The organism is Streptomyces purpurogeneiscleroticus (assembly GCF_020024005.1).
In the GTDB taxonomy this organism is placed as follows: domain Bacteria; phylum Actinomycetota; class Actinomycetes; order Streptomycetales; family Streptomycetaceae; genus Streptomyces; species Streptomyces purpurogeneiscleroticus.
The window spans coordinates 1-22,076 of sequence record NZ_NHSG01000211.1 but is presented as its reverse complement, the minus strand read 5'-3'; the positions used below and the strand labels follow the sequence as shown (position 1 = coordinate 22,076).

Sequence of the window (22,076 nt, the reverse complement as noted above, 5' to 3'; positions counted from 1 at the left end):
CTCGAATCCCCTCGAAGGAGCCCCCATGACGACCGCCAGGACCGCACCGACCGCCAGGACCGCTCCGATCGCGTCGACCGCCACGGCCTCCTCCCTCCTCGTCTCTCCCGACGACGGCCGGCCGCCGTTCACGGTCGCGTACGACCGCAAGGGCGCGGGCGAGCCGGTCGTGCTGCTGCACGGCATCGGCCACCACTACCAGGCGTGGGAGCCCGTGTTCAGCGTCCTGGCCGCGTCGCACGACGTGATCGCGCTGGACCTGCCGGGCTTCGGTGCCTCCCCCGCGCTGCCCGACGGCGTGCCGTACGACCTGGCGTCGGTGGTGCCGCTACTGACGGACACCTTCGTGGCGCTGGGCGTCGAGCGGCCGCACGTGGTGGGCAACTCGCTCGGCGGGCTGCTGGCGCTGGAGCTGGGCCTCACCGGGGCGGTGCGGTCGGTGACGGCGCTGTCGCCGGCCGGCTTCTGGACGGAGGCCGAACGGCGGTACGCCTTCGGTGTCCTGACGGGCATGCGGGCCGGGGCGCGGGCCCTGCCGCCGCCGGTGGTCGAGGTGCTGGCCCGCTCGGCGGCCGGCCGCGCGGCGCTGACCGGCTCGATCTACGCGCGCCCCGGGCGCCGTTCGCCGGCCGCCGTGGCGGCCGAGACGCGCGCGCTGCGGGACGCTCCCGGCTTCGCCGCCACGCTCGCCGCGGGGCGCGGCCCCGGTGTGCTGTTCCGCCACGACATACCGGACGTTCCCGTGACCATCGGCTGGGGCACCCGCGACCGGCTGCTCCTGCCCCGCCAGGGCGTACGGGCCAAGCGCGTGATCCCGGGCGCCCGCCTCGTCCGCCTCCCCGGCTGCGGCCACGTCCCCATGAACGACGACCCGGCCCTGGTCGCCAGGGTCATCCTCGACACGGTAATGCCGACCGGAGTGTGACCCGCGGCGCCGCCTACTGAACGACGCACACCCGCTCCGGTGGCACCGCATCCGCGGTCCGCGCGGCGACGTCCACGTGCTCGGCAGGCGCCGGGGCAGCGCGGAATGCGCCCCCGCCCCTGCGCATTTCAGGGCAGCAGCGCCTCGACGGCCGTCTCCGCGATGGACTCCAGGGCGGCGCGGTCCGCGCCGCCCTGGCCGGAGACCCGCATGCCGCCGATCACCGCGTTGATGAAGCGGGCGAGCGACTCCGCGCTCCGGGCGGCGGCGATCTCGCCGCCGGCCTGCCCGGCTTCCAGTACGGCGCGCAGAGCGGCGAGCCGCCGCGCCGTGTCGCGCTCCAGCATCGCCGCGGCCTCCGCGTCCCGGCCGGCCAGCTCGACCGTGGTGTTGACGGTGAGGCAGCCGGGGCTGCGGCCGTCGGCACGGTTGCCGAGTTCGTCGTCGATCACCGCGGCGAACAGTGCGCGGATGCGGTCCAGCGGCGCGCGCTCCGGATCGTCGAGGATGTCGAGCTGACGCGTCGTCATGGCGTCCATGTAGCGGGCCAGTGCGCGCGTGAACAGGTCATGCTTGCTGCGGAACGTGTTGTAGATGCTGCTGCGGCCCAGACCCGTGGCGTCGCACAGATCCTGGGTCGAGGTGGCTTCATAACCGTTCGCCCAGAAAGTGCGCATCGCGGCGTCCAGGGCCCGTTCCTCGTCGAACATCCTCGGTCGGGCCATGCGAGTACCGTAACAGGTTTTGGAACGACCGATACAATACTCGGGGCGCGCCTCGCAATGATGCGGGCTTCCTGGCCATCGCCCCGTCCGCTTGCGACCATGGGCCGGTTCCGCGCTTCCGTACCACTGTCAGCTGGTTGTTCACTGTGCGTTCGGTTACGGGGCACCGGACACCGGTACGAACGGGACGGTACACAGAGCGATCGAGCAACGGAGGATCACATGGCGCAGGGAGCGGCAGCAGGCGGCAGAGCCTTCGGGCGGCGTTCGGTGCTGCACGGAGCGGCGGCCGCATCCGCGGCGCTCGCGCTGCCGGCGATCGGCGGCGCGACTCCCGCGCAGGCGCGCACCGGCCGGCCGAGCGCCGACTGGGGCGTGCAGGTGGGCGATGTGACGACCGGCTCGGGGCTGGTGTGGGTGCGGTCGGACCGGCCGGCGCGGATGACCGTGGAGACGGCGGCGACCGAGTCGTTCCGCCACGCGCGCACCTGGCACGGACCCGTGATCGGTGCGGGCACGGACTTCACGGGACTGACCTCGCTGCGCGGCCTGCCGCCCGGTGAGCAGATCCACTACCGGGTCACGCTCGCCGATCCCGACGATCCCCGGCGTACCGGCGAGCCGGTGACCGGTACGTTCCGCACGGCACCGGTGAAGCGCGGCGAGGGCGTGCGGTTCCACTGGTCCGGAGACCTCGCGGGGCAGGGCTGGGGCATCAACCCCGACCGCGGCGGTTACCGGATCTATGAGGAGATGCGCCGCCGGAACCCGGACTTCTTCCTGTGCAGCGGTGACAACATCTACGCCGACGGACCGATCACGGCCAGTGTGACGCTGCCCGACGGGCGGGTCTGGCGGAATGTGACGACCGAGGAGAAGTCCAAGGTCGCGGAGACGCTTGCCGAGTTCCGCGGCGCCTTCCGGTACAACCTGCTGGACGACAACCTGCGGCGGTTCAACGCGCAGGTGCCCACGATTACCCAGTGGGACGACCACGAGGTGCGCAACAACTGGTATCCGGGGCAGCTCCTGGACGACGACCGGTACACGGAGAAGAACGTGGACGTGCTGGCCGCGCGCTCGCTGCGGGCGTTCGGCGAGTACTTCCCGATCCGCACGCTCCGGCCGGACGGGCAAGGGCGGGTGTACCGGGTCGTGCATCACGGACCGCTGCTGGACGTGTTCGTACTGGACATGCGGACGTACCGGAACGCCAACTCCGACGGCCGGCAGACGGAGGACGCGCAGGGCATCCTGGGCGCCGAGCAGCTGCGGTGGCTCAAGCGGGAGCTGTCGCGGTCCCGCGCGGTGTGGAAGGTGATCGCGTCCGACATGCCGCTGGGGCTGGTCGTGCCGGACGGGAAGACCCGTTTCGAGGCGGTGGCGCAGGGCGATCCGGGGCAGCCGCTGGGGCGGGAGCTGCAGATCGCCGAGTTGCTGCGGCACATCAAGCACCGGCGGATCACGGGCACGGTGTGGCTGACGGCGGACGTGCACTACACCTCGGCGCAGCACTACGACCCCTCGCGCGCGGCGTTCAAGGACTTCGAGCCGTTCTGGGAGTTCGTCTCCGGGCCGCTGAACGCGGGCGGATTCCCCTCGCTCAAGCTGGACGGGACCTTCGGGCCCGAGCAGCGGTTCCTGAAGGCGCCGGACCGCGCGAACACCTCGCCGGCCGAGACGCCGCAGTACTTCGGCGAGATCGACATCGACGGCGGGAGCGGGGAGCTGACTGCGCGGCTGCGGCAGGACAGCGGCGAGGTACTGTTCAGCCAGACCCTGCAACCGGGGCGAGTCGGACAGTAAAGGCGTTTGGTTCGAAGGTGTCGGTACAGGCAATTGCGTCCTTTACCTGGCGGACACAAGACGTTTGTGATCATGCAACACCGGTCGGTGATGCTGGAGTGCATGACTGAGAAGTACTTGTCCGAGAAAACGCCGAACCGCAGTGCCCGCCGCCATCACTGGCGGCGGGACGTCGTCGAACTGGCCGCCCTCTTCACCGCCGTCGCGGTGGCCGACTCCGTCGCCAACGCCGTGGCGCACGGCCCGTCGGGCCCGGTGTTCCTGTGCGCCTCGGCCGTCGCGCTGCTCGCCACGGCGGGCTTCCACGTGTGGTGGGCACGGCGCCACGAACACGCCCCTCCGCCGGGCGATACCGGCGCCGCGGCGTCGTCGGCCCCCGCCCTCGCCGAGGGTACGGAGCTCCCCGAGACGACGCTGTGGCGCATGCGGACGACCGTACGGGACGAGCCGGGCAGCCTGGCCGCACTGTGCCAGGCGCTGGCCGCGCACCGGGTCGACATCCTGAGCCTGCAGACCCACCCGCTGTCGGACGGCACGGTGGACGAGTTCCTGCTGCGGGTGCCGGGCACCCCCGAGCGGGGCGTGCTGGCGGGCGCGGTGATCGCGGCGGGCGGCCGGGACACCTGGCTGGAACGCGCCGATGCCCATGATCTGGTCGACGCGCCGGCCCGTATGCTGTCCCTGGCCACCCGAACGGCCCTGGACTCCGCTGAACTGCCTCTGGCGCTGCGGCAGTTGCTGGGCCGTTGCACCATCCACTCGGTACCCGCGCGCACGCTGAAGGGCGAGCCGCAGGCCGAACAAGTGCCGGACGACGGCGTACTTGAGGACCACACCATGAAGTTCCGCGACCCGTCCGGGGGTGCGCTCATCATCGAGCGGCCGCAGCTGCCCTTCACGCCCACCGAGTTCGCCCGGGTCCGGGCGCTGGTGGAGCTGGACGCCCGGCTCGGCCAGCGGGTCCCGGAGCGCCGGGACACCCTCACCCTCCCCGCGGGCAACCACATCACCGTACGCCGCGCCGACCCCTCCGACCTGACGGCAGCGCGCGAGATGCACGACCGCTGCTCGGAGCGGACGCTGTCGCTGCGCTACCACGGCCCTGTACAGGACTCCGTCCGCTACCTCGACCACCTGCTGAGCCCGCGGCACGGCCGCACGCTGGCCGTGGAGACCGCGTCCGGGCGGCTGGTGGCCCTCGGCCACCTGCTGTGGGACGGCGACGAGACCGAGGTGGCGCTGCTGGTGGAGGACGCGTGGCAGCGCCGCGGCATCGGCGCCGAGCTGCTGGAGCGGCTGGTCGGCATGGCCGCCGAGACGGGGAGCGAGAGCGTGTACGCGATCACGCAGGCGTCCAACACCGGGATGGTGGCGGCCATGCGCGGCCTGGGGCTGCCGCTGGACTACCAGGTCGAGGAGGGCACGCTGGTGATCACGGCCCGGCCTTCGGGGCTGCGGCGCCGGCCGGAGCCGCGTACCGCTGACCGGCCGCTGCCGGTTCCCGCCGCGCCGGAGACCGCCGCCCGGCGCTGAGGCCGCTGAGCGCCGCGTCGAGGTCCTGCCACAGATCCTCGACGTCCTCCAGGCCCACCGACATCCGCAGCAGCTGTTCGGAGATGCCGCCGGCCGTGCGGTCGGCGGCGTCGACGACGCGGTGGCTGATCGAGGCCGGGTGCTGAAGGAGCGTGTCGACGCTGCCGAGACTGACCGCCGGGGTGATCAGACGCACCCCGGCGGTCACGTCGTGCGGGTCCCCGCGCACCTCGAACGCAACCATCGCGCCACCGAGTCTCGGGTAGTGCACCCGGGACACCTGCGGGTGGCCGGCGAGCCGCCGGGCCAGCTCCGCCGCGGTGGCGGAGCTGGCCCGCACCCGTACGGGAAGGGTGGCCAGCCCGCGCAGCAGCAGGTAGCCGGCGAGCGGATGCAGCACCCCGCCCGTGGTGAACCGCACCTGCCGCAGCCGCCGCGCGAACTCCTCGTCGCAGGCCACCACGCCGCCCAGCACATCGCCGTGGCCGCCGAGGTACTTGGTCGCGCTGTGCAGCACCAGCCGCGCGCCGACCTCGGCGGGGCGCTGCAGTACGGGGGTGGCGAAGGTGTTGTCGGCCAGCAGCGGCACGGAGCCGCAGGCGTGCGCGACAGCCGCGAGATCGGTCTCGGCGAGCGTGGGATTGGCCGGGCTCTCGACCATGACCAGGCCGGTGTCGGCGCGCAGCGCGTTGGCGATGCCTGCCGGGTCGGCCCAGGTCACCTCGGTACCGAGCAGCCCGCCGGACAGCAGGTGGTCGCTGCAGCCGTACAACGGTCGGACGGCCACGACGTGCCGCAGGCCCTCGGCGTGCCGGACCAGAAGGCAGGCGGTGAGGGCCGCCATGCCGCTGGCGAAGGCGACGGCGGACTCGGTGCCTTCGAGGCGGGCGAGGGCGCTCTCGAAGCGGGCGACGGTGGGGTTGCCGAGCCGGCCGTAGACGGGCGGGCCCTCGAACTCGGCGCCGGTGGCGGCGAACGCGTCGAGCCGGTCGGCCTCGGCGCGGCTGTCCGCCGAGGGATACGTGGTGGACAGGTCCAGCGGGGCGGCGTGCAGGCCCTGTGCGGCGAGGTCCTCGCGGCCCGCGTGCACGGCTTTGGTGGCCAGGGCCCGGGGCAGGGCGGGGGCGGTGACAGCGGTGGTGGCGCGGTCCGGCCGCGCGACTGATCGGGTCATGCTCCGATGCTGCTCTGGGGCGCTGACCGGATGGTCAACTTCCGTGTTACGTTCGGTACATGGCCGACTCTGTGCGTCTCGATCCGGTGGACCTGGAGATATTACGCCTGCTGCAGAACGACGCCCGGACCACATACCGCGACCTGGCCGCTTCGGTCGGTGTCGCGCCGTCGACCTGTCTGGACCGGGTGACCCGACTGCGCCGCAGCGGCGTGATCCTGGGACACGAACTGCGCCTGGACCCCGCGAAACTGGGCCGCGGGCTGCAGGCGCTGCTGTCCGTACAGGTACGGCCGCACCGCCGCGAGCTGGTCGGCCCCTTCGTCGAGCGCATCCGCTCGCTGCCCGAGGCGCTCTCCCTCTTCCACCTCACCGGACCCGAGGACTACCTCGTCCACGTCGCCGTGCCGGACGCGGCGGCCCTCCAGCGGCTGGTGCTGGACGAGTTCACCGCCCGGCGCGAGGTGGCCAGGGTCGAGACCCGGCTGGTCTTCCAGCGCTGGTCGTGCGGCCCGCTGCTGCCGCCGGCGGACGCGGTCGGCTGAGCGGACTGCGCACAGGCCGCGCAAGGCGGTAAAAGACAGCGCAGGGCGGTAGAAGACAGCGCAGGGCCGTCACATCACCGATCCGGGCGGCGCGATGACCAGCCGCAGATGCAGGCGAGCGGCCCTGAGGCCCGTGTGGACGGGGAGGCTGGGCCGCAGCAGTACCAGGCTGCCGCCCATGGAACGCAGCGCGCTCTGCACACCGAGGAGGGTGTAGAGCCCGGCGGTGTCGCACGTCGTGACGCCGGAGAGGTCCAGCCGGAGATGTCGCTTGCCGTTCGCCATGACCGACGCGGTGGCATCGCACAGTCCTGACACACTGTCACCGTCGAGGACGCCCACCACGGCCAGCTTCGCCAAGGTGGGCGAGCCGGCGGGGACGGGCCACCGCTCGATCCGTACGCGCCTGTCGGTCGGGGTCTTCACGAGCATCCCGGCCGCCTCCCTTCAGCCCACTCACCGGTCGCACCGGCTCACGGCCTCCATGATGGCGCGGTGAGGTCGGTGTCAGGGCACGCCGATCGAAACCGACCGAAGAATTCCGTCACAGACCGTGACCGTGGCGGAGGCATGTGCCAAGGCCACAGTCCCGCTTCCGTTCAGTCCAGCGCGTCCCGGGTGGCCTCGATGAGCTGCCGGGCTTCCTCCTCCCGCGCGTCGTAGCGCTCGGGGTGAGCGGACACCTGAACACGCTGGGCGAGCTGACCCGCTGTGAGATCGGGGTCGTCCTCGTCCTCCTCGATGGCCCGCTCGAAGAACCGGTGCGCCGCGTAGTTCACGTTCATGCACTGTTCGGCGGTGCCCCAGTCCATGCTGGGGCGCTGCTGGAACACGCCGACCGAGTCGAGGTGGCCGTGGTCCAGGTTCTCCATGCCCGACTCGACGAGGGCGGCCTCGAAGGCGGCGAGCCGGGCCTTGCCGGATGCGTCCAACTCCTCCCCGACGAGGTAGACCACCTTGGCCACCTCGAGATCGGGGCTCCCCGTGGCGGGGCCGGGCGGCGGTCCTTGCGGTGCCGGCTGTGGCACGTTCCCCTCCTGCCGTCGCTGTGCTGCCGTCGTGCCGGTGCCTCGGCACCGGGCGCTCCGTTCAGCGTCGGGCCGGGACGGGCCCGGGGCAAGACCGCCTCGGGAAATACGTACGTCACACACTCTTGCAAAAACATCACGGAAACTGTGTGATGTTTCGCGGAGGTCAGCTGTGATGCAGAGTCGTGGTTCCGAAGCCGAGGTCGAGCGGCGCCGCCGCCGGGTGCTGCGGCAGGTCATCGAGGAAGGCGCCGTACGGATCGCCGTACTCGCCGAGAATCTCCAGGTCAGCGCCATGACCGTGCACCGCGACCTGGCGAACCTGGAGTCCCGGAAGCTGCTGGAGAAGCGCCGCGGCATGGCCGTCGCGCTGCCGGAGGTCACCGTGGAGACCGCGACCCGCTTCCGCGAGTACCAGCAGACCGAGGTGAAGGAGGCATTCGCCGAGCTGCTGGCGCGGGAGGTCAGCCCGGGCGACACCGTGCTGCTGGACTGCGGCTCGACACTCTTCCCGCTCGCCCGCAGGCTCGGCCGCATCGAGGGGCTGACCGTCGTCACCAACTCCGTGCGCGTCGCCTCCCTGATCGGCGGGGCGGGCGCTCCCCGTACGGAAGTCGTCCTGCTCGGCGGCCGCTACCGGCCCGACTTCGAGGCGTGCGCCGGTACGGACACTCTCCGCCACCTCTCGCGCATCCGCGCCACGATCGCCTTCTCCTCCCCCACCGCCATCGACCGCGCCCGCCTCTTCCACCCGGTTCAGGAGTGGGCCGACCTGAAGGAGGCCATGCGGGAGGCGGCCGAGCGCAGCGCGCTGGCCGTGGACCACACCAAGTTCGGGCGGACCGCCACCCATGGGTACGGCGACGCGTCCGGGTACGACCTGGTGGTCACCGACACCGCGACGCCGGAGGAGCAGATCGCGGCCATCGAGCGGCTGGGCGTACCGGTCCACGTGGTCGCACCGTCGTCCGCCAGTACTGACTGACGCCCCGTCAACAACCTTTTACCGAAAGGCAGTCCGTCATGCGTGCCGTCGTCATCCGGACCCCCGGCTCCTTCTCCGTCGAGACGGTCGCCGATCCGACGCCGGGTCCCGGCGAGGTCGTCGTCGAGGTCGCCGCGGTCGGCATCTGCGGTACCGATCTGCACATCGTGCAGGGGGAGTTCGCGCCGACGCCGTACCCGATCGTGCCCGGGCACGAGTTCACCGGCGAGGTCGTGGCACTCGGCGCGGAGGTGAGCGGAGTGCGCGCGGGCGACCGGGTCGCGGTCGACCCCTCGCTGTTCTGCGGGTCCTGCCACTTCTGCAGCATCGGGCGCGGCAATCTCTGCGAGCGCTGGGGCGCGATCGGTGACACCGTGGACGGCGCGATGGCGCAGTACGTGAAGGTGCCGGCGGCCAACTGTTACCGCCTGCCGGAGAGCGTGGACCTCGCGCAGGGCACGCTGATCGAGCCGCTGTCCTGCGCGGTGCACGCCTTCGACGTACTGCCGCGGGACCTCGGCGCGCACTACCTGATCTACGGCGCGGGCACGATGGGCCTGATGATGCTGCAGCTCGCGGGGCGGGCCGGGGCCGCTTCCGTGTCGGTCGTGGACATCAACACCGAGCGGCTGAAGGTGGCCGAACAGCTGGGCGCCGACGCGGTGGCCACCGGCGCGGACGCGCTGGACCGGCCGCAGGGCTGGGAGATCGTCATCGACTGCACGGGGGTGGTGCCGGTGATCGAGGACGCGCTGACGCGGGTGCGGCGCGGCGGCACGTTCCAGCAGTTCGGCGTGGCACCCTCGGACGCGCTGGCGAAGATCTCACCGTTCCGGATCTACAACGACGAGATCACCGTGGTCGGGTCGATGGCGGTGGTACACAGCTTCGGGCGGGCCGTGGAGCTGATGGGCCGGGGCGCGCTGGACGCCGCGACGATGCTCACGCACTCGTACGGACTGAACGACTTCGGTACGGCACTGGAGACGTTCCGGGAGGGTGCGGGGCGCAAGATCCAGCTTCGGCCGGTTATCCACAGTTCCCCTTCCGCGTGACCGACGCCGCTTATGCAACATGTTGCATAAGCGGCTCCGCTGGACTACAAACGAAGCTCGTCGGCACTGTGCGCGCGAGGAGACTTCGGATGAGCCCGTACCCCCACCTGCTGAGCCCGCTCGACCTGGGGTTCACCACCCTGCCCAACCGGGTCCTGATGGGCTCGATGCACCTCGGCCTGGAGGAGGCGCCCGGCGGCTTCGCGCGGATGGCCGCCTTCTACGCGGAGCGGGCGCGCGGCGGCGTCGGCCTCATCGTCACCGGCGGCGTCGCCCCCAACGAGGCGGGCTGCACGATGGACGGCGGCGCCAAGCTCACCACCGAGGCGGAGGCCGCCGAGCACGCGCAGGTGACCGAGGCGGTGCACCGCGAGGGCGGGAAGATCGCCATGCAGATCCTGCACACCGGGCGGTACGCCTTCAGCGAGAAGCTGGTGGCGCCCAGCGCGATACAGGCGCCCATCAACCCCTTCACCCCGCACGAGCTCACCGACGACGAGGTCGAGCAGACCATCGAGGACTACGTACAGGCCGCCGCGCTCGCGCAGCAGGCCGGGTACGACGGCGTGGAGATCATGGGCTCGGAGGGCTACCTCATCAACGAGTTCATCGCCGCGCCGACCAACCAGCGCACCGACCGCTGGGGCGGGAGTTACGAGAACCGCATCCGCTTCCCCGTCGAGATCGTGCGGCGCACGCGCGAGCGGGTCGGCCCGGACTTCATCCTGATCTACCGGCTGTCGATGCTGGACCTGGTGCCCGGCGGCTCGACGTACGACGAGGTCGTACAGCTCGCCCAGGAGGTCGAGGCGGCCGGCGCGACCCTCCTCAACACCGGCATCGGCTGGCACGAGGCCCGGATCCCGACCATCGCGACCTCGGTACCGCGCGGCGCGTTCTCCTGGGTGACCGAGAAGGTCATGGGCGCGGTGAAGATCCCGCTGATCACCACGAACCGCATCAACACCCCGGAGGTCGCCGAGCGACTGCTCGCCGAGGGCCGCGCCGACATGGTGTCGATGGCCCGCCCGTTCCTGGCCGACCCCGGCTTCGTCGCCAAGGCCCGCGAGGGCCGCGCCGACGCGATCAACACCTGCATCGGCTGCAATCAGGCGTGCCTGGACCACATCTTCTCCGGGCAGCTCACCTCCTGTCTGGTCAATCCGCGCGCCTGCCACGAGACCGAGCTGAGCCTCTCCCCCACCAGGCGCCGCAAGGAGCTGGCGGTGGTCGGCGCGGGCCCGGCGGGCCTGGCATTCGCGGTCTCCGCGGCCGAGCGCGGGCACGGCGTGACGCTGTTCGACGCCGCCGACGAGATCGGCGGGCAGCTGAACGTCGCCCGCCGCATCCCGGGCAAGGAGGAGTTCAACGAGACGCTGCGGTACTTCCGTACGCGACTGGAAGAGCTGAAGGTCGATGTGCGGCTGGGCGCGGCCGTGACCGCCGAGGATCTGGGCGCGGGCGGGTACGACGAGATCGTGGTCGCGGCCGGTGTCACCCCGCGCACCCCGGACATTCCCGGCATCGACCATCCCAGCGTCGTCAGCTACCTCGATGTGCTGAGCGGCCGGGTCGAGGCCGGGCGGACGGTGGCGATCGTCGGCGCCGGCGGCATCGGCTTCGACGTGGCGGAGTTCCTGACGGACGGCGGGGAGCAGGCGAGCCTGGACCCGGCGGCGTTCTTCGCGCAGTGGGGTGTGGACACCTCGTACGAGGAGCGCGGCGGGCTCAAGGCGCCGGTGCGGGCGCCCGCCACCCGCACGGTCCACCTCCTGCAGCGCAAGTCCGGCAAGGTCGGCGCGGGGCTGGGCAAGACGACCGGCTGGATCCACCGTACGGAGCTGCGGCACCGGGGTGTGACGATGACGCCGGGTGCCACGTACGAGCGCATCGACGACGAGGGGCTGCACATCACCGTCGACGGTGAGAAGTCCGTCCTCGCGGCCGACACGATCGTGCTGTGCGCGGGCCAGGAGCCCCGCCGCGAGCTGTACGACGCGCTGGTGGCGGCCGGGCATTCCGCGCATGTCATCGGCGGTGCCGATGTGGCGGCGGAGCTGGACGCCAAGCGCGCCATTCTGCAGGGCACGCGGCTGGCGGCGGACATCTGAGGGCGGCCTAGGATGCGGGGTGCCGGTGGTTCTGCCGGACCACCGGCACCCGCACCCCGGCACCGCACGACCGTCCCCAGGAAGGCCGACCGCCATGTCCCTCCCCCACGCGATCCTCACGGCCCTGCTGGAGAAGCCGTCGTCGGGGCTGGAGCTGACGCGGCGGTTCGACCGGTCGATCCGGTACTTCTGGTCCGCCACCCACCAGCAGATCTACCGGGAGCTGCGCAAGCTGGAGGAGTCGGGGCTGATTCATGCCCTGCCGCAGGCGCAGCCCTCGCGCGGTCAGAAGCGGGAGTACGAGGTGCTGCCGGCCGGCCGGGAGGCGCTCACCGCGTGGGTGGCGGAGCGGCAGGATCCCCGGGCGATGCGCGACCCGTTGCTGCTGCGGCTGCGGGCCGCGGCCGTCGTCGGCGCGACCGGTCTGACGGCGGAGTTCCGTCGCCATCTGGCGCTGCATGAGGCGCAGTTGGCGGAGTATCACGAGATCGAGGCGCGGGACTTTCCGCCGGAGAAGACGGCGGAGGCGGACCGGTTGCAGCATCTGGTGCTGCGCGCGGGCATCGCTCAGGAGAGTTTCTGGGTCCAGTGGCTGACGGAGTCTCTCGCCGAATTGGAGGCTCTGGAGAGCGGGTCCGAGTCGCCGTGATCAGTCCAGTCCGCCCCGCTTGACGAGTTGTGCGGCGACGACGTTCCGCTGGATTTCGTTGGTGCCCTCGCCGACGATCATCAGTGGCGCGTCGCGGAAGTACCGTTCGACGTCGTACTCGGTGGAGTAGCCGTAACCGCCGTGAATGCGGACTGCGTTGAGGGCGATCTCCATTGCCGTTTCGGAGGCGAAGAGCTTGGCCATGCCGGCTTCCATGTCGACCCGGCGGTCCGCGTCGGCCTCGCGCGCCGCGTGCAGGGTGAGCTGGCGGGCGGCGGTGAGCTTGGTGGCCATGTCGGCGAGGTAGTTGCCGACGGACTGGTGCTTCCAGATCGGTTTGCCGAAGGACTCGCGTTCCTGAGCGTACGCGAGGGAGTCCTCCAGTGCGGCCCGGCCGACGCCCAGCGCACGGGCGGCGACCTGGAGGCGGCCGGTCTCCAGGCCCTTCATCATCTGGCCGAAGCCCTTGCCCTCGACGCCGCCGAGGACCGCGTCGGGCGCGGCGCGGTAGTTGTCGAAGGACAGTTCGCAGCTCTCGACGCCTTTGTAGCCGAGCTTAGGGAGGTCGCGGGAGATGGTGAGGCCCGGGCCGTGCTCGACGAGGAGGATGGAGATGCCCTGGTGGGCGGGGGTGGCGTCGGGGTCGGTCTTGCAGAGCAGGGCGATCAGCCCGGAGCGGCGGGAGTTGGTGATCCAGGTCTTGGCGCCGTTGACCGCGTAGCCCTCGGCGTCCTTGCGTGCGGTGGTGCGCATGGCTTGGAGGTCGGAGCCGCCGCCGGGTTCGGTGAGGGCCATGGTGGCGCGGAGCTCGCCGGTGGCCATTTTCGGGAGGTATCGCTGCTTCTGTTCTTCCGTGCCGAAGTGCAGCAGGAGTTTAGCGACGACGGTGTGGCCGCCCATGGCGCCGGCCAGGCTCATCCAGCCGCGGGCCAGTTCCTCGGTGACCAGGACGTAGCAGGGTGTGGAGACCTTGGTACCGCCGTATTCCTCGGGGATGGCGAGCCCGTAGATGCCGAGCTTCTTCATCTTCTCGATGAGCGCTTCGGGGTAGGTGTTGGCGTGTTCGAGTTCCTGGACGACGGGCTTGACGTCCTTGTTGACGAAGTCGTGCACGGTTTCGACGACGAACCGCTCGTCCTCGGGGAGGGTGTCCAGGGTGCTCATGCGGGTTCCTTCGGTGGGTCCGGGGGTCAGATGACGGAGTCGGCGCGGAGGGCCGCGAGGTCGTCGGGCGTGCGGCCGAGTGCGGTGAGGATGGCGTCGGTGTGTTCGCCGACGGCCGGTACGGGGTCCATGCGGGCGGTGAGTCCGGCGAGGTCGGCGGGTGGGAGGAGGGCCTGTACGGTGGCGCCGGGGACGGCGACGTCGCGCCAGCGGTCGCGTCCTTCGAGGACCGGGTGGTCGAGGAATTCGGCGACGGAGTTGACGCCGGCGTTGGCGATGCCGATCTCCTCCAGGATCTTCATGATGTCCGCGGAGCCGGAGCGGGCGAAGCGCTCGGCGACGATGGCGTTGAGTTCGCCGCGGTGGGCGACCCGGTCGGAGCCGGTGGCGAACCGGGGGTCGTCGATGAGCTCGGGCCGGGCGAGGAATTCCCGGCACAGTGCGTCCCATTCGCGCTCGTTCTGGATGGAGAAGAGCACGTCCTTGCCGTCGGCCGCGGTGTAGGCGCCGTACGGGGCGATGGTGGCGTGCTGGGTGCCGACGCGCGGCGGCTGGCTGCCGCTGTGCCGGGTGTAGTACGCGGGCTGGCTCATCCACTCCGCGAGCGCCTCGAAGAGCGAGACCTCCACGGGCCGGACGGCGCCGGTCGTGGCGCGTGCGAAGAGCGCTGTGAGAATGCCGCTGTAGGCGTACATTCCTGCCGAGATGTCGGCGACGGACACGCCGACGCGGGCGGCCTCGTCGGCGCTGCCGGTGAGCGAGACCAGTCCGGTCTGGCACTGGACGAGCAGGTCGTACGCCTTGCGGTCGGCCCACGGTCCGCTGGTGCCGTAGCCGGAGACCGTGCAGGGGATCAGGCGCGGGTAGCGGGCGGTGAGTGCGTCGGCGGCGAGGCCGAGGCGGTCGGCGGCGCCGGGGGCGAGGTTCTGTACGAACACGTCTGCTTCGGCGAGGAGTTGGTGGAGTATTTCGCGGCCGCGCTCGTCCTTGAGGTCGAGGGTGAGGCTCTCCTTGGAGCGGTTCAGCCAGACGAAGTAACTGGAGTGGCCGTGGACTGTCGTGTCGTACCGGCGGGCGAAGTCGCCGTCCCCCGGGCGCTCGATCTTGATGACGCGGGCGCCGAGGTCGGCGAGCTGGCGGGTGGCGAAGGGGGCCGCCACGGCCTGTTCGATGCTGACGACGGTGATGCCTTCGAGGGGGCGTTGCTGTTGCTGCATCAGGACTCCTTGTCGGTGCGGCCGTTGGCGGCGGGGAATGCCGTCCGCATCAGCTCGGCCGCCCCCTCCCAGGTGATGCCCGCGAGCAGGTCCGGTACGTCGGGGCCGCAGGCGGCGAGCTTGGCGCGCAGCTCGTCGTCGGTGGGCGGGCGCTGCGGGGAGCCGGGTGGCAGGGCCAGTGTGGAGTGCAGGGCCGTGCCGTCGGCGAAGTCGAGGCGGAGGGTGACCTCGCCGTCGAGGAGGGTGGTGGTCTCGCCGGGCCGCCGGTCGACGGTGACCCGGCCGATGAGCCGCTGTGCCTCGGGGCGGGTCACGGCCTCGTCGGTGAAGCTGTCGAAGCCGGGGTAGGCGTCGAGGAGCGCGGTGGCGACCGCGTACGGCATGGAGAATTTGCCTTCCAGGCCGGTGGTGGGCCGGTCGTGGATCAGGGGGTGGACGGTGCCTGCCGGGGTGGTGACAGTGACGCCTGTGAGTTCGCCGTCCGCCTTGTCGCGGAGTTCGCGGAGCGCGGCGATCGGCCGCTGCATGGCGTAGCAGCAGGGGTACATCTTGATCGCGAGGCCGCCGGGGACGGCCGGTGCCGCGGGGAATGCGGTGGTGGGTGTGCCGCCGACGCGCTCCAGCCAGGCGTCCAGGGCGCGTGGGTCGGCGGTGGCGCCCGCCTGTGCGAGCCGGGCGGCCCGTACGCCGGCGTCCGCGGCGAAGCCCACCTGCAGGGACTTGCTGTGGGTGCCGAACGCCTCCTGGACGCCGCCGGCCGCGGGCACGGCGAGCGCCATGGCGGTGGCGAGCTGCTCGGGGCCGAGCCCGAGGGCGGTGCCGGCCGCGACGGCGGCGGCCGGGGCGCCCGCGGTGCAGGTCGCGTGCCAGCCGCTCGCGTAGTGGCCCCAGCCGAGCAGTGCGCCGAGCCGGGCCATGACGCCGGCGCCGGCGAGGTAGGCGCGCGCGTCGCCGCCGGCGGCGAGGACGGCGGGGACGGTGACCACGGAGATGTGGGTGGTGCTCTCGATGTGCAGGTCGTCAAAGTCCAGTACGTGTGCCATGGCCGCCCAGCGGGCCGCGTCCGGGAGCGGCGCGGCGATCGGCTGCAGCGGGTGGGCGCGGGCGGCCAGGGCGACGGCGACGGTGTCGGTCAGCGCGCGGCGGGCGAGCGCCAGGTCGTCGGCGTCTGCCCGGTGGTCGTGGGCCCACTGGGCGAGGGCTCGGGCGACGGTCATACGGTCCCCTCCGTGATGCGGCGGCCGTCGGCGGTCCGGCCGGGCGGCTCCTCTGCCGCAGATTTGTACGGCCAAATGGTTGCCGTGTCAACGGTGCCGTCCGGGCCCCTGGATCCCTTCCCCACCCTTGAAGAGTGGCCTCTTGACGCCGTCGTGAGCCGGACCACAGAATGCCGACGCCATACGTGAAGGCTGCTTTGTACGTAGCGATGCTGTACATGAATGCGTTAAATGGCCGCCTGTTTCTGGGCTGCCACCCGCTGACCGGCCCGCTTCCCTCTCCCGTACCCGGCACCCGCACAGACAGGAGTCCCCATGCCCGGCGCCCCCGCCGACTTCAGCGTCCTCGAAGAGACCGCCCGCGGCTGGCACCCGGCCGACACCAGCGCCACCGATCCCCTCGCCCCGGCCCCGGTCGCCGCGCTCTCCGCCGTACTGGATCTGCCGGCGCCGGTGGCCGCCGCCGGGCAGCCGCTGCCGCCGCTGTGGCACTGGCTGCACTTCCTGACCTGGGCCCGGCAGAGCGAGCTGGGCCCGGACGGGCACCTGCGCGACGGCCACTTCCTGCCGCCGCTGCCCGAGCGGCGCCGGATGTTCGCGGGCGGCCGTCTGGAGGTCCGTACGCCGCTGACCGTGGGCCGCCCGGCCGAGCAGACCAGCGGCGTGGTCAAGACCGAGGCGAAGAAGGGCCGTACCGGCGGGCTGCTGTTCGTCACCGTACGCAGCGAGTTCCGCCAGGACGGCGAGGTGCGGGTGGCCGAGGAGCAGGACATCGTCTACCGCAGCGGCGGCGACGCGCCCGTACCGGACCGGCTCACGCTCGATCCCGGTGCCGAGCCGCGGAGCGACGCGCCGTGGCAGCTGCCGTGGACCACCGACCCGGCCGTCCTCTTCCGCGTCAGCGCGCTGACCGCCAACGCGCACCGCATCCACTACGACGAGCCCTACGTCACCGGGGTGGAGGGCTATCCGGGCCTGGTCGTGCACGGCCCGCTGCTCGTCCTGCAGATGCTGGAGCTGGTCCGCCGCCGCGCGCCCGAGCGCACCGTCCGCACCCTCTCCTACCGGCTGCGCACCCCGGCGTTCTGCGGCGAGCGGCTGCTGTCCTGCGGCACGCCGTACGAGGACGGGGACGCGTCGGGCGTGCGGCTGTCGGTCGCCGGGCCGCGCGCGGCGGAGCACGCCACAGCGGAGGTGACGTTCGCATGACCGGCACCGGGACACCTTCGTCCCCGCGGGTGGCCGAGGCACCCTCGTACGGGCAGGCGCTCGCCGCGGCGCGCAGCCTGCTCTTCGTCCCCGGCCACCGCTCCGACCGGTTCGCGAAGGCGGCAGCGGCGGGCGCGGACGGGGTGATCGTGGACCTGGAGGACGCGGTCGCGCCGGACGGGAAGGATGCCGCGCGGGACGACGTGGCCCTGTGGCTGGCGGGCGGCGCGCGGGCGGTGGTGCGGATCAACGCGCACGGCACCGAGTGGTTCGAGGCCGATCTGGCGATGGCGGCGGCGCACGGCGCGCCCGTCATGCTGCCGAAGGCCGAGGACCCGGCGGTACTGGAGTCGATCGCCTGCCGGACGGGCGGTCGCAGCCCGGTACTGGCGCTGATCGAGACCGCGGCCGGGGTGGAGAACGCCGCCGCGCTGTGCCGCGCCCCGAACCTCGTCCGTACCGCCTTCGGCAACATCGACCTGGCGGCCCAGCTGGGCGTGGACCCCGACGACCACCAGGCGCTGGCGTACGCGCGCTCACGCGTGGTCTGCGCCTCGGCGGCGGCCGGGCTCGCGCCGCCCCTCGACGGCGTCACGGCCGATCTCGCGGCCGACGGTCACCTGCCCATGGACATTGCGCACGCCCGCAGGCTGGGCTTCGCCGGCAAGCTCTGCATCCACCCGCGTCAACTCGGCGCCGTACACGAAGGGTTCACTCCGTCGGCGGCCGAAAAGGACTGGGCGCGGCGCGTACTGGCGGCGGGCGAGGCGGTCACCGTGGTCGACGGGCAGATGGTGGACCGCCCGGTACTGGAGCGGGCCCGCCGCATCCTGCGGGCGGCCGGCGGCTGAGCGGCCGCGCCCGCGGATGCCCCGCCCGTTCCGCGGCCGATAAGCTGTCCGTCTTCCTGTCCGGCCCGTCCGGACCACGCAGAAACTTTCCGACCTGTACGAACGGCGACGAGGATGTGATGGCGGCCAACAAGCCGGCCCGTGGGCGGTCCGCGTACCAGCAGCTCGCGGACGACCTGCGCACGGATCTCGCGGGCGACCGGTACCCCAAGGGGGTGCGGCTGCCGACCGAGGCCGAGCTGGCCGAGACGTACCGGGTCAGCCGCCAGACGGTGCGCCGCGCCTTCCACGATCTGGTCGCCGAGGGCCTGGTGTACCGGGTCCCCGGGCGCGGCACGTTCGCCGCGCCGCGCGACGGCCGGTACCTCCGCAGGTTCGGCTCGGTGGACGACCTGATGGGGCTGTCCCTGGACACCACCATGCAGCTGTCCAGCCCGCTGCGGCGGCGGGTGGACATCGACGCGGCCGGGCGGCTGCGGCTGGACAGCGACATGGTGCACACCCTCGCGTTCCGCCGGTTCCACGACGACGTGCCGTTCTGCCACACCACGGTGTGGCTGCCGCCGGACGTCGGCGAGACGCTGACCGATGTGGACCAGCTCACCGAGACCGGCGCACGCTCCACGTTCACCATCATCGGCCTGCTGGACGACCGGCTGGACTCGCCGATCACCGAGGCCGAGCAGTCCATCACGGTCGCACCGGCCCCGGATGCCGTCGCGGAGGAACTGGCGTGCGAGCCGCACCACCCGTTGCTGCGCATCGACCGCCTCTACACGACCTCCGAGGGCCGCCGCGTCGAGCTGGCCATCAGCTACTTCCTGCCCGAGCAGTACTCCTACCGGGTGCGGCTACGCCGCTGACCGCTGGGCGTCCGGCGGTCATGTCCCGGCGGGCGGACGGTCGTTCAGAACCCGCTGGAAGAGCCGGACGTCCTGCCACTCGCCGTTGATGTGCAGGAACCGCGGCGCGACGCCATAGGGCTCGAAGCCGCACTTCTCCAGGACGCGCTGCGAGCCGACGTTGTGCAGCAGCGTGCCCGCTTCGAGGCGGTGCAGCCCGGCCTCCTTGTCGGCGTACCGGGCAACCGCCTCGACGGCGGCGCTCGCCAGCCCCTTTCCGGCATGGTCGATGTCGGTCCAGTAACCGAGATTGCCACTGCAGGACGGGCCGTAACGGATGCCGGACAGGGTGACCACACCGACGATCCGGGGGCCGTCCGTCAGCACCCACAGCATCAGCCGGCCGGCTTGCCGCTCCGCCAACTGCTCCATCAACCGGGCGCGTTGACCTTCGAGCGTGTAAAAGCCCTCTTCCCGCCGCGGGTCCCAGGGGCGCAGGTGCTCGCGGTTGCGCAAGTACGCTGCGAGCAGCGCCTCGGCGTCGGTGGCGGCGGCCGGCCGCAGCACCACTCCACCCGGTAGCACACTCGTCTCACTGACCATGCCGGTCACAGTAACTCCGCTGTCGCCCGCCCCACGGCTTCCGCGTGGTCGCGGAACGGGAGCGGGCGCACGGACGGTGACGTGACGTCAGGTCAGGGGTACGTCCAGCATCGCCTTCCGGTGGCTGAACGTGGCGATGGAGTGCGGGCCGTGGTAGGCGCCCATGCCGCTCTCGCCGACGCCGCCGAAGGGGAGGTCGGGGACGCGGAGGTGGGCCATGGGCATACCGAAGCCGAGGCCGCCCGAGGAGGTTTCCGTGGCCAGCCGGCGGCGGGTGATCTCGTTCTCGGTGAAGCCGTAGAGGGCCAGCGGCTTGTCGCGGTCGTTGATGAACGCGATCGCCTCGTCCAGGTCCGCGACCTCGACGATCGGCAGGACCGGGCCGAAGATCTCTTCCTGCATGACCGGGGACCGGGGGCCGACATCGGCCAGTACGGTCGGCGCGATGTACTTCTGTGCCCGGTCGTGGGCGCCGCCGATGACCGTCCGGCCCGAGTCGAGCAGGGCGGTCAGGCGGTCGAAGTGGCGGTGGTTGATGATCCGGCCGTACGCGGGCGAGGCCGCCGGGTCGGGGCCGTACAGCTCCTCGACGGCCTCGGCGAGGGCGACCTGGAGGGCCTTGGAGGTCTCCGGGTCGGTCAGGACGTAGTCGGGCGCGACGCAGGTCTGGCCGGCGTTCTGGAACTTGGCGCGGGCCAGCCGCTGTGCCGTGCGCGTCACGTCCGCGTCCCGGTCGACGAACGCCGGTGACTTGCCGCCCAGTTCGAGGGTGACGGGCGTGAGGTGCTCGGCGGCGGCGCGCATCACGATCCGGCCGACGGTGCCGTTGCCGGTGTAGAAGATGTGGTCGAAGCGCTGGGCGAGGAGGGCGGTGGTCTCCGGTACGCCGCCCTCGACGACGGCGACCGCGTCGGCGTCGAGGTACTCCGGCAGCAGCCGCGCCAGCAGCGCCGAGGTGGCCGGGGCCAGCTCGCTGGGCTTGGTGACGACGGTGTTGCCCGCCGCGAGCGCGCCCGCGAGGGGGACGAGCAGCAGCTGCGCGGGGTAGTTCCAGGGCGCGATGACCAGGACGACGCCGAGCGGGTCGTACCGGGTGCCCGCCGTGCTGCCGGCCGGGAATCCCTCGGCGGACAGGGCGACCGGCGTGGGCCGCAGCCACTCCTCCAGGTGCTCCAGCGTGTGGTCGATCTCCCGGATCGGGAAGTCCACCTCGGCGCCGAACGCCTCAGCCTCGCTCTTGCCCAGGTCCGCATGGAGGGCGGCGGCGAGGTCCGCGCGGTGTTCGGTGAGCAGCGTACGGAGCTTCCAGAGCTGCTGCGCGCGCCAGTCCAGGGAGCGGGTGCGGCCGCCGCGGAAGGTGGCACGCAGCCGGGCGACGAGGTCGGCGGGGGTCTCGGCGGCCCCGGCGGCGGCTGCGGGGGCTTCGGCGGAGGTGACGGGTGAGCCGGTCATGCGGTGCTCGATTCGTTCAGGGTGATGCGTGCGATCGACCATGCACAGCGTCGGCGCGGAAGCATTCATTCCGCGTCGGGGCGGGAGATTTCCCTCCGTGCCGGGACGGAAGGGGTGCCCGGCCGGGCGCCGGCTCTCAGCCCAGCGCCTTGAGCATCTCCGCGGCGAGCGGGCCGGAGGAGGCCGGGTTCTGGCCGGTGAAGAGGTTGCGGTCGGTGCGGAGGTACGGCGCCCACGGCTCGCCCTCGCCGAAGTCCGTACCGAGCTCCGCCAGCCGGTCCTGGAGCAGCCACGGCGCCTTGTCGGCGAAGCCGGCCTGTGCCTCCTCGGCGTTGGTGAAGGCGGTGAGGCGGTACCCGGCGAACGGCGAGGTGCCGTCGGGGCCACGGGTGGCCAGCAGCGCGGCCGGGGCGTGGCAGACGAGGCCCAGCGGCCGGCCCGAGGCCAGCGCGTCGGTCAGTACCCGCCCCGAGTCCTCGTTCGTGGCGAGGTCCTCCATCGGGCCGTGGCCGCCGGGGTAGAAGACGGCCGCGTAGCCGGCCACGTCGACCTGCTCCAGCTTGACCGGGCGGCGCAGCGGGTCCATCGACTGGAGCGTGGCGGCGACCGCGTCCGCGCCTTCCTGACCGCCGTTGGCCTCCGGGGCCAGGCTGGCCGGGTCCAGCGTGGGCAGCACGCCGCCGGGCGTGGCGACCACGACCTCGTGGCCGGCCTCGGTGAAGACTTCGTACGGGGCCGTCACCTCTTCGCCCCAGAAGCCGGTGGGGTGCCGGGTGCCGTCGGCCAGCGTCCAGTGGTCGGCGCCGGTCAGCACGAAAAGGATCTTCGCCATGTCGGTCCTCCGGGTCCTTCGGTTCGGCGGGGTGACGTGGTGCCCCGAACGTAACGGCTGTACACGTCCGAGGCTGCCTACCGCGCCGGATCCCGCATCCCCGGCGTCACGCCCTACGCCTTCTCCAGCCGGTCGGGGTGGGGAACGGAGGGA

The 22,076-nt window shown here is 72.1% G+C and carries 21 protein-coding genes; 11 read left to right on the top strand and 10 right to left on the bottom strand.

The genetic code is table 11. The annotated features are described in order from the left end of the window. The first annotated feature begins 25 nt into the window (after positions 1-25). Entirely contained in the window at positions 26-925 is a 900-nt protein-coding gene (locus CCS38_RS13790) for an alpha/beta fold hydrolase (RefSeq protein ID WP_223733542.1), read from the top strand. Positions 926-1,053: 128 nt separating this feature from the next. Here the strand turns inward: CCS38_RS13790 and CCS38_RS13785 are convergent, their stop codons facing one another. Next, on the bottom strand, positions 1,054-1,650 hold the full coding sequence (locus CCS38_RS13785; protein WP_223733541.1) for a TetR/AcrR family transcriptional regulator: 597 nt from the start codon (positions 1,648-1,650) through the stop codon (positions 1,054-1,056). Between the two features lie 222 nt (positions 1,651-1,872). On the opposite strand from CCS38_RS13785, the gene CCS38_RS13780 reads away from it, so the two are divergent. Further along, positions 1,873-3,456, top strand: coding sequence for an alkaline phosphatase D family protein (locus CCS38_RS13780; protein ID WP_223733540.1), 1,584 nt, complete (start codon positions 1,873-1,875; stop codon positions 3,454-3,456). Positions 3,457-3,558: 102 nt separating this feature from the next. After that, complete coding sequence (locus CCS38_RS13775) at positions 3,559-4,989, top strand: GNAT family N-acetyltransferase (protein WP_223733539.1); 1,431 nt, start codon at positions 3,559-3,561, stop codon at positions 4,987-4,989. Here CCS38_RS13775 and CCS38_RS13770 read toward each other — a convergent pair. Continuing rightward, positions 4,889-6,163: a trans-sulfuration enzyme family protein gene (locus CCS38_RS13770; protein ID WP_223733538.1), complete on the bottom strand. Its 1,275-nt coding sequence runs from the start codon at positions 6,161-6,163 to the stop codon at positions 4,889-4,891. The genes CCS38_RS13775 and CCS38_RS13770 overlap by 101 nt on opposite strands. A gap of 59 nt (positions 6,164-6,222) precedes the next feature. Here CCS38_RS13770 and CCS38_RS13765 point away from each other — a divergent pair, with 59 nt between their 5' ends. Beyond that, entirely contained in the window at positions 6,223-6,708 is a 486-nt protein-coding gene (locus CCS38_RS13765) for an Lrp/AsnC family transcriptional regulator (RefSeq protein ID WP_223733537.1), read from the top strand. Positions 6,709-6,777: 69 nt separating this feature from the next. Here CCS38_RS13765 and CCS38_RS13760 read toward each other — a convergent pair whose 3' ends face one another. Both CCS38_RS13760 and CCS38_RS13755 read right to left on the bottom strand, forming a co-directional pair. Beyond that, complete coding sequence (locus CCS38_RS13760; protein WP_223733536.1) at positions 6,778-7,140, bottom strand: STAS domain-containing protein; 363 nt, start codon at positions 7,138-7,140, stop codon at positions 6,778-6,780. A 167-nt stretch (positions 7,141-7,307) separates the two neighbouring features. Then, positions 7,308-7,736, bottom strand: coding sequence for a hypothetical protein (locus tag CCS38_RS13755; RefSeq protein ID WP_223733535.1), 429 nt, complete (start codon positions 7,734-7,736; stop codon positions 7,308-7,310). 175 nt (positions 7,737-7,911) lie between these two features. Between CCS38_RS13755 and CCS38_RS13750 the strand changes: the two genes are divergently transcribed. The 4 genes from CCS38_RS13750 (at position 7,912) to CCS38_RS13735 (ending at position 12,536) form a co-directional block, all read left to right on the top strand. After that, positions 7,912-8,721, top strand: a complete 810-nt coding sequence (locus CCS38_RS13750; RefSeq protein ID WP_223733534.1) for a DeoR/GlpR family DNA-binding transcription regulator — start codon at positions 7,912-7,914, stop codon at positions 8,719-8,721. A gap of 38 nt (positions 8,722-8,759) precedes the next feature. Continuing rightward, entirely contained in the window at positions 8,760-9,776 is a 1,017-nt protein-coding gene (locus CCS38_RS13745; protein ID WP_223733533.1) for a zinc-dependent alcohol dehydrogenase family protein, read from the top strand. Positions 9,777-9,865: 89 nt separating this feature from the next. Continuing rightward, on the top strand, positions 9,866-11,887 hold the full coding sequence (locus CCS38_RS13740; protein WP_223733532.1) for an oxidoreductase: 2,022 nt from the start codon (positions 9,866-9,868) through the stop codon (positions 11,885-11,887). A gap of 94 nt (positions 11,888-11,981) precedes the next feature. Further along, positions 11,982-12,536: a PadR family transcriptional regulator gene (locus CCS38_RS13735; RefSeq protein WP_223733531.1), complete on the top strand. Its 555-nt coding sequence runs from the start codon at positions 11,982-11,984 to the stop codon at positions 12,534-12,536. Here CCS38_RS13735 and CCS38_RS13730 read toward each other — a convergent pair whose 3' ends face one another. The 3 genes from CCS38_RS13730 to CCS38_RS13720 are packed head-to-tail and all read right to left on the bottom strand — an operon-like array spanning position 12,537 to position 16,134. Then, on the bottom strand, positions 12,537-13,700 hold the full coding sequence (locus CCS38_RS13730; protein ID WP_223733530.1) for an acyl-CoA dehydrogenase family protein: 1,164 nt from the start codon (positions 13,698-13,700) through the stop codon (positions 12,537-12,539). A gap of 26 nt (positions 13,701-13,726) precedes the next feature. Continuing rightward, complete coding sequence (locus CCS38_RS13725) at positions 13,727-14,917, bottom strand: CaiB/BaiF CoA transferase family protein (protein WP_223733529.1); 1,191 nt, start codon at positions 14,915-14,917, stop codon at positions 13,727-13,729. Further along, complete coding sequence (locus CCS38_RS13720; protein WP_223733528.1) at positions 14,917-16,134, bottom strand: MmgE/PrpD family protein; 1,218 nt, start codon at positions 16,132-16,134, stop codon at positions 14,917-14,919. The genes CCS38_RS13725 and CCS38_RS13720 overlap by 1 nt, the downstream gene beginning before the upstream one ends. A gap of 315 nt (positions 16,135-16,449) precedes the next feature. Here CCS38_RS13720 and CCS38_RS13715 point away from each other — a divergent pair, with 315 nt between their 5' ends. The 3 genes from CCS38_RS13715 (at position 16,450) to CCS38_RS13705 (ending at position 19,057) form a co-directional block, all read left to right on the top strand. After that, positions 16,450-17,343: an HTD2 family dehydratase gene (locus CCS38_RS13715; RefSeq protein ID WP_223733527.1), complete on the top strand. Its 894-nt coding sequence runs from the start codon at positions 16,450-16,452 to the stop codon at positions 17,341-17,343. Next, a complete protein-coding gene (locus CCS38_RS13710) occupies positions 17,340-18,194 on the top strand; it encodes an HpcH/HpaI aldolase/citrate lyase family protein (RefSeq protein ID WP_223733526.1) in 855 nt (284 codons plus the stop codon). Before CCS38_RS13715 ends, CCS38_RS13710 begins: the two co-directional genes overlap by 4 nt. Before the next feature lie 119 nt (positions 18,195-18,313). Then, positions 18,314-19,057: a GntR family transcriptional regulator gene (locus CCS38_RS13705; RefSeq protein WP_030261399.1), complete on the top strand. Its 744-nt coding sequence runs from the start codon at positions 18,314-18,316 to the stop codon at positions 19,055-19,057. 18 nt (positions 19,058-19,075) lie between these two features. Here CCS38_RS13705 and CCS38_RS13700 read toward each other — a convergent pair whose 3' ends face one another. From CCS38_RS13700 to CCS38_RS13690, 3 genes are all read right to left on the bottom strand, one after another. Further along, entirely contained in the window at positions 19,076-19,639 is a 564-nt protein-coding gene (locus CCS38_RS13700) for a GNAT family N-acetyltransferase (protein WP_223733525.1), read from the bottom strand. Positions 19,640-19,726: 87 nt separating this feature from the next. Then, positions 19,727-21,091, bottom strand: coding sequence for an aldehyde dehydrogenase family protein (locus CCS38_RS13695; protein WP_223733524.1), 1,365 nt, complete (start codon positions 21,089-21,091; stop codon positions 19,727-19,729). 136 nt (positions 21,092-21,227) lie between these two features. Beyond that, complete coding sequence (locus tag CCS38_RS13690) at positions 21,228-21,923, bottom strand: type 1 glutamine amidotransferase domain-containing protein (RefSeq protein ID WP_223733523.1); 696 nt, start codon at positions 21,921-21,923, stop codon at positions 21,228-21,230. Between the last annotated feature and the right edge of the window lie 153 nt (positions 21,924-22,076).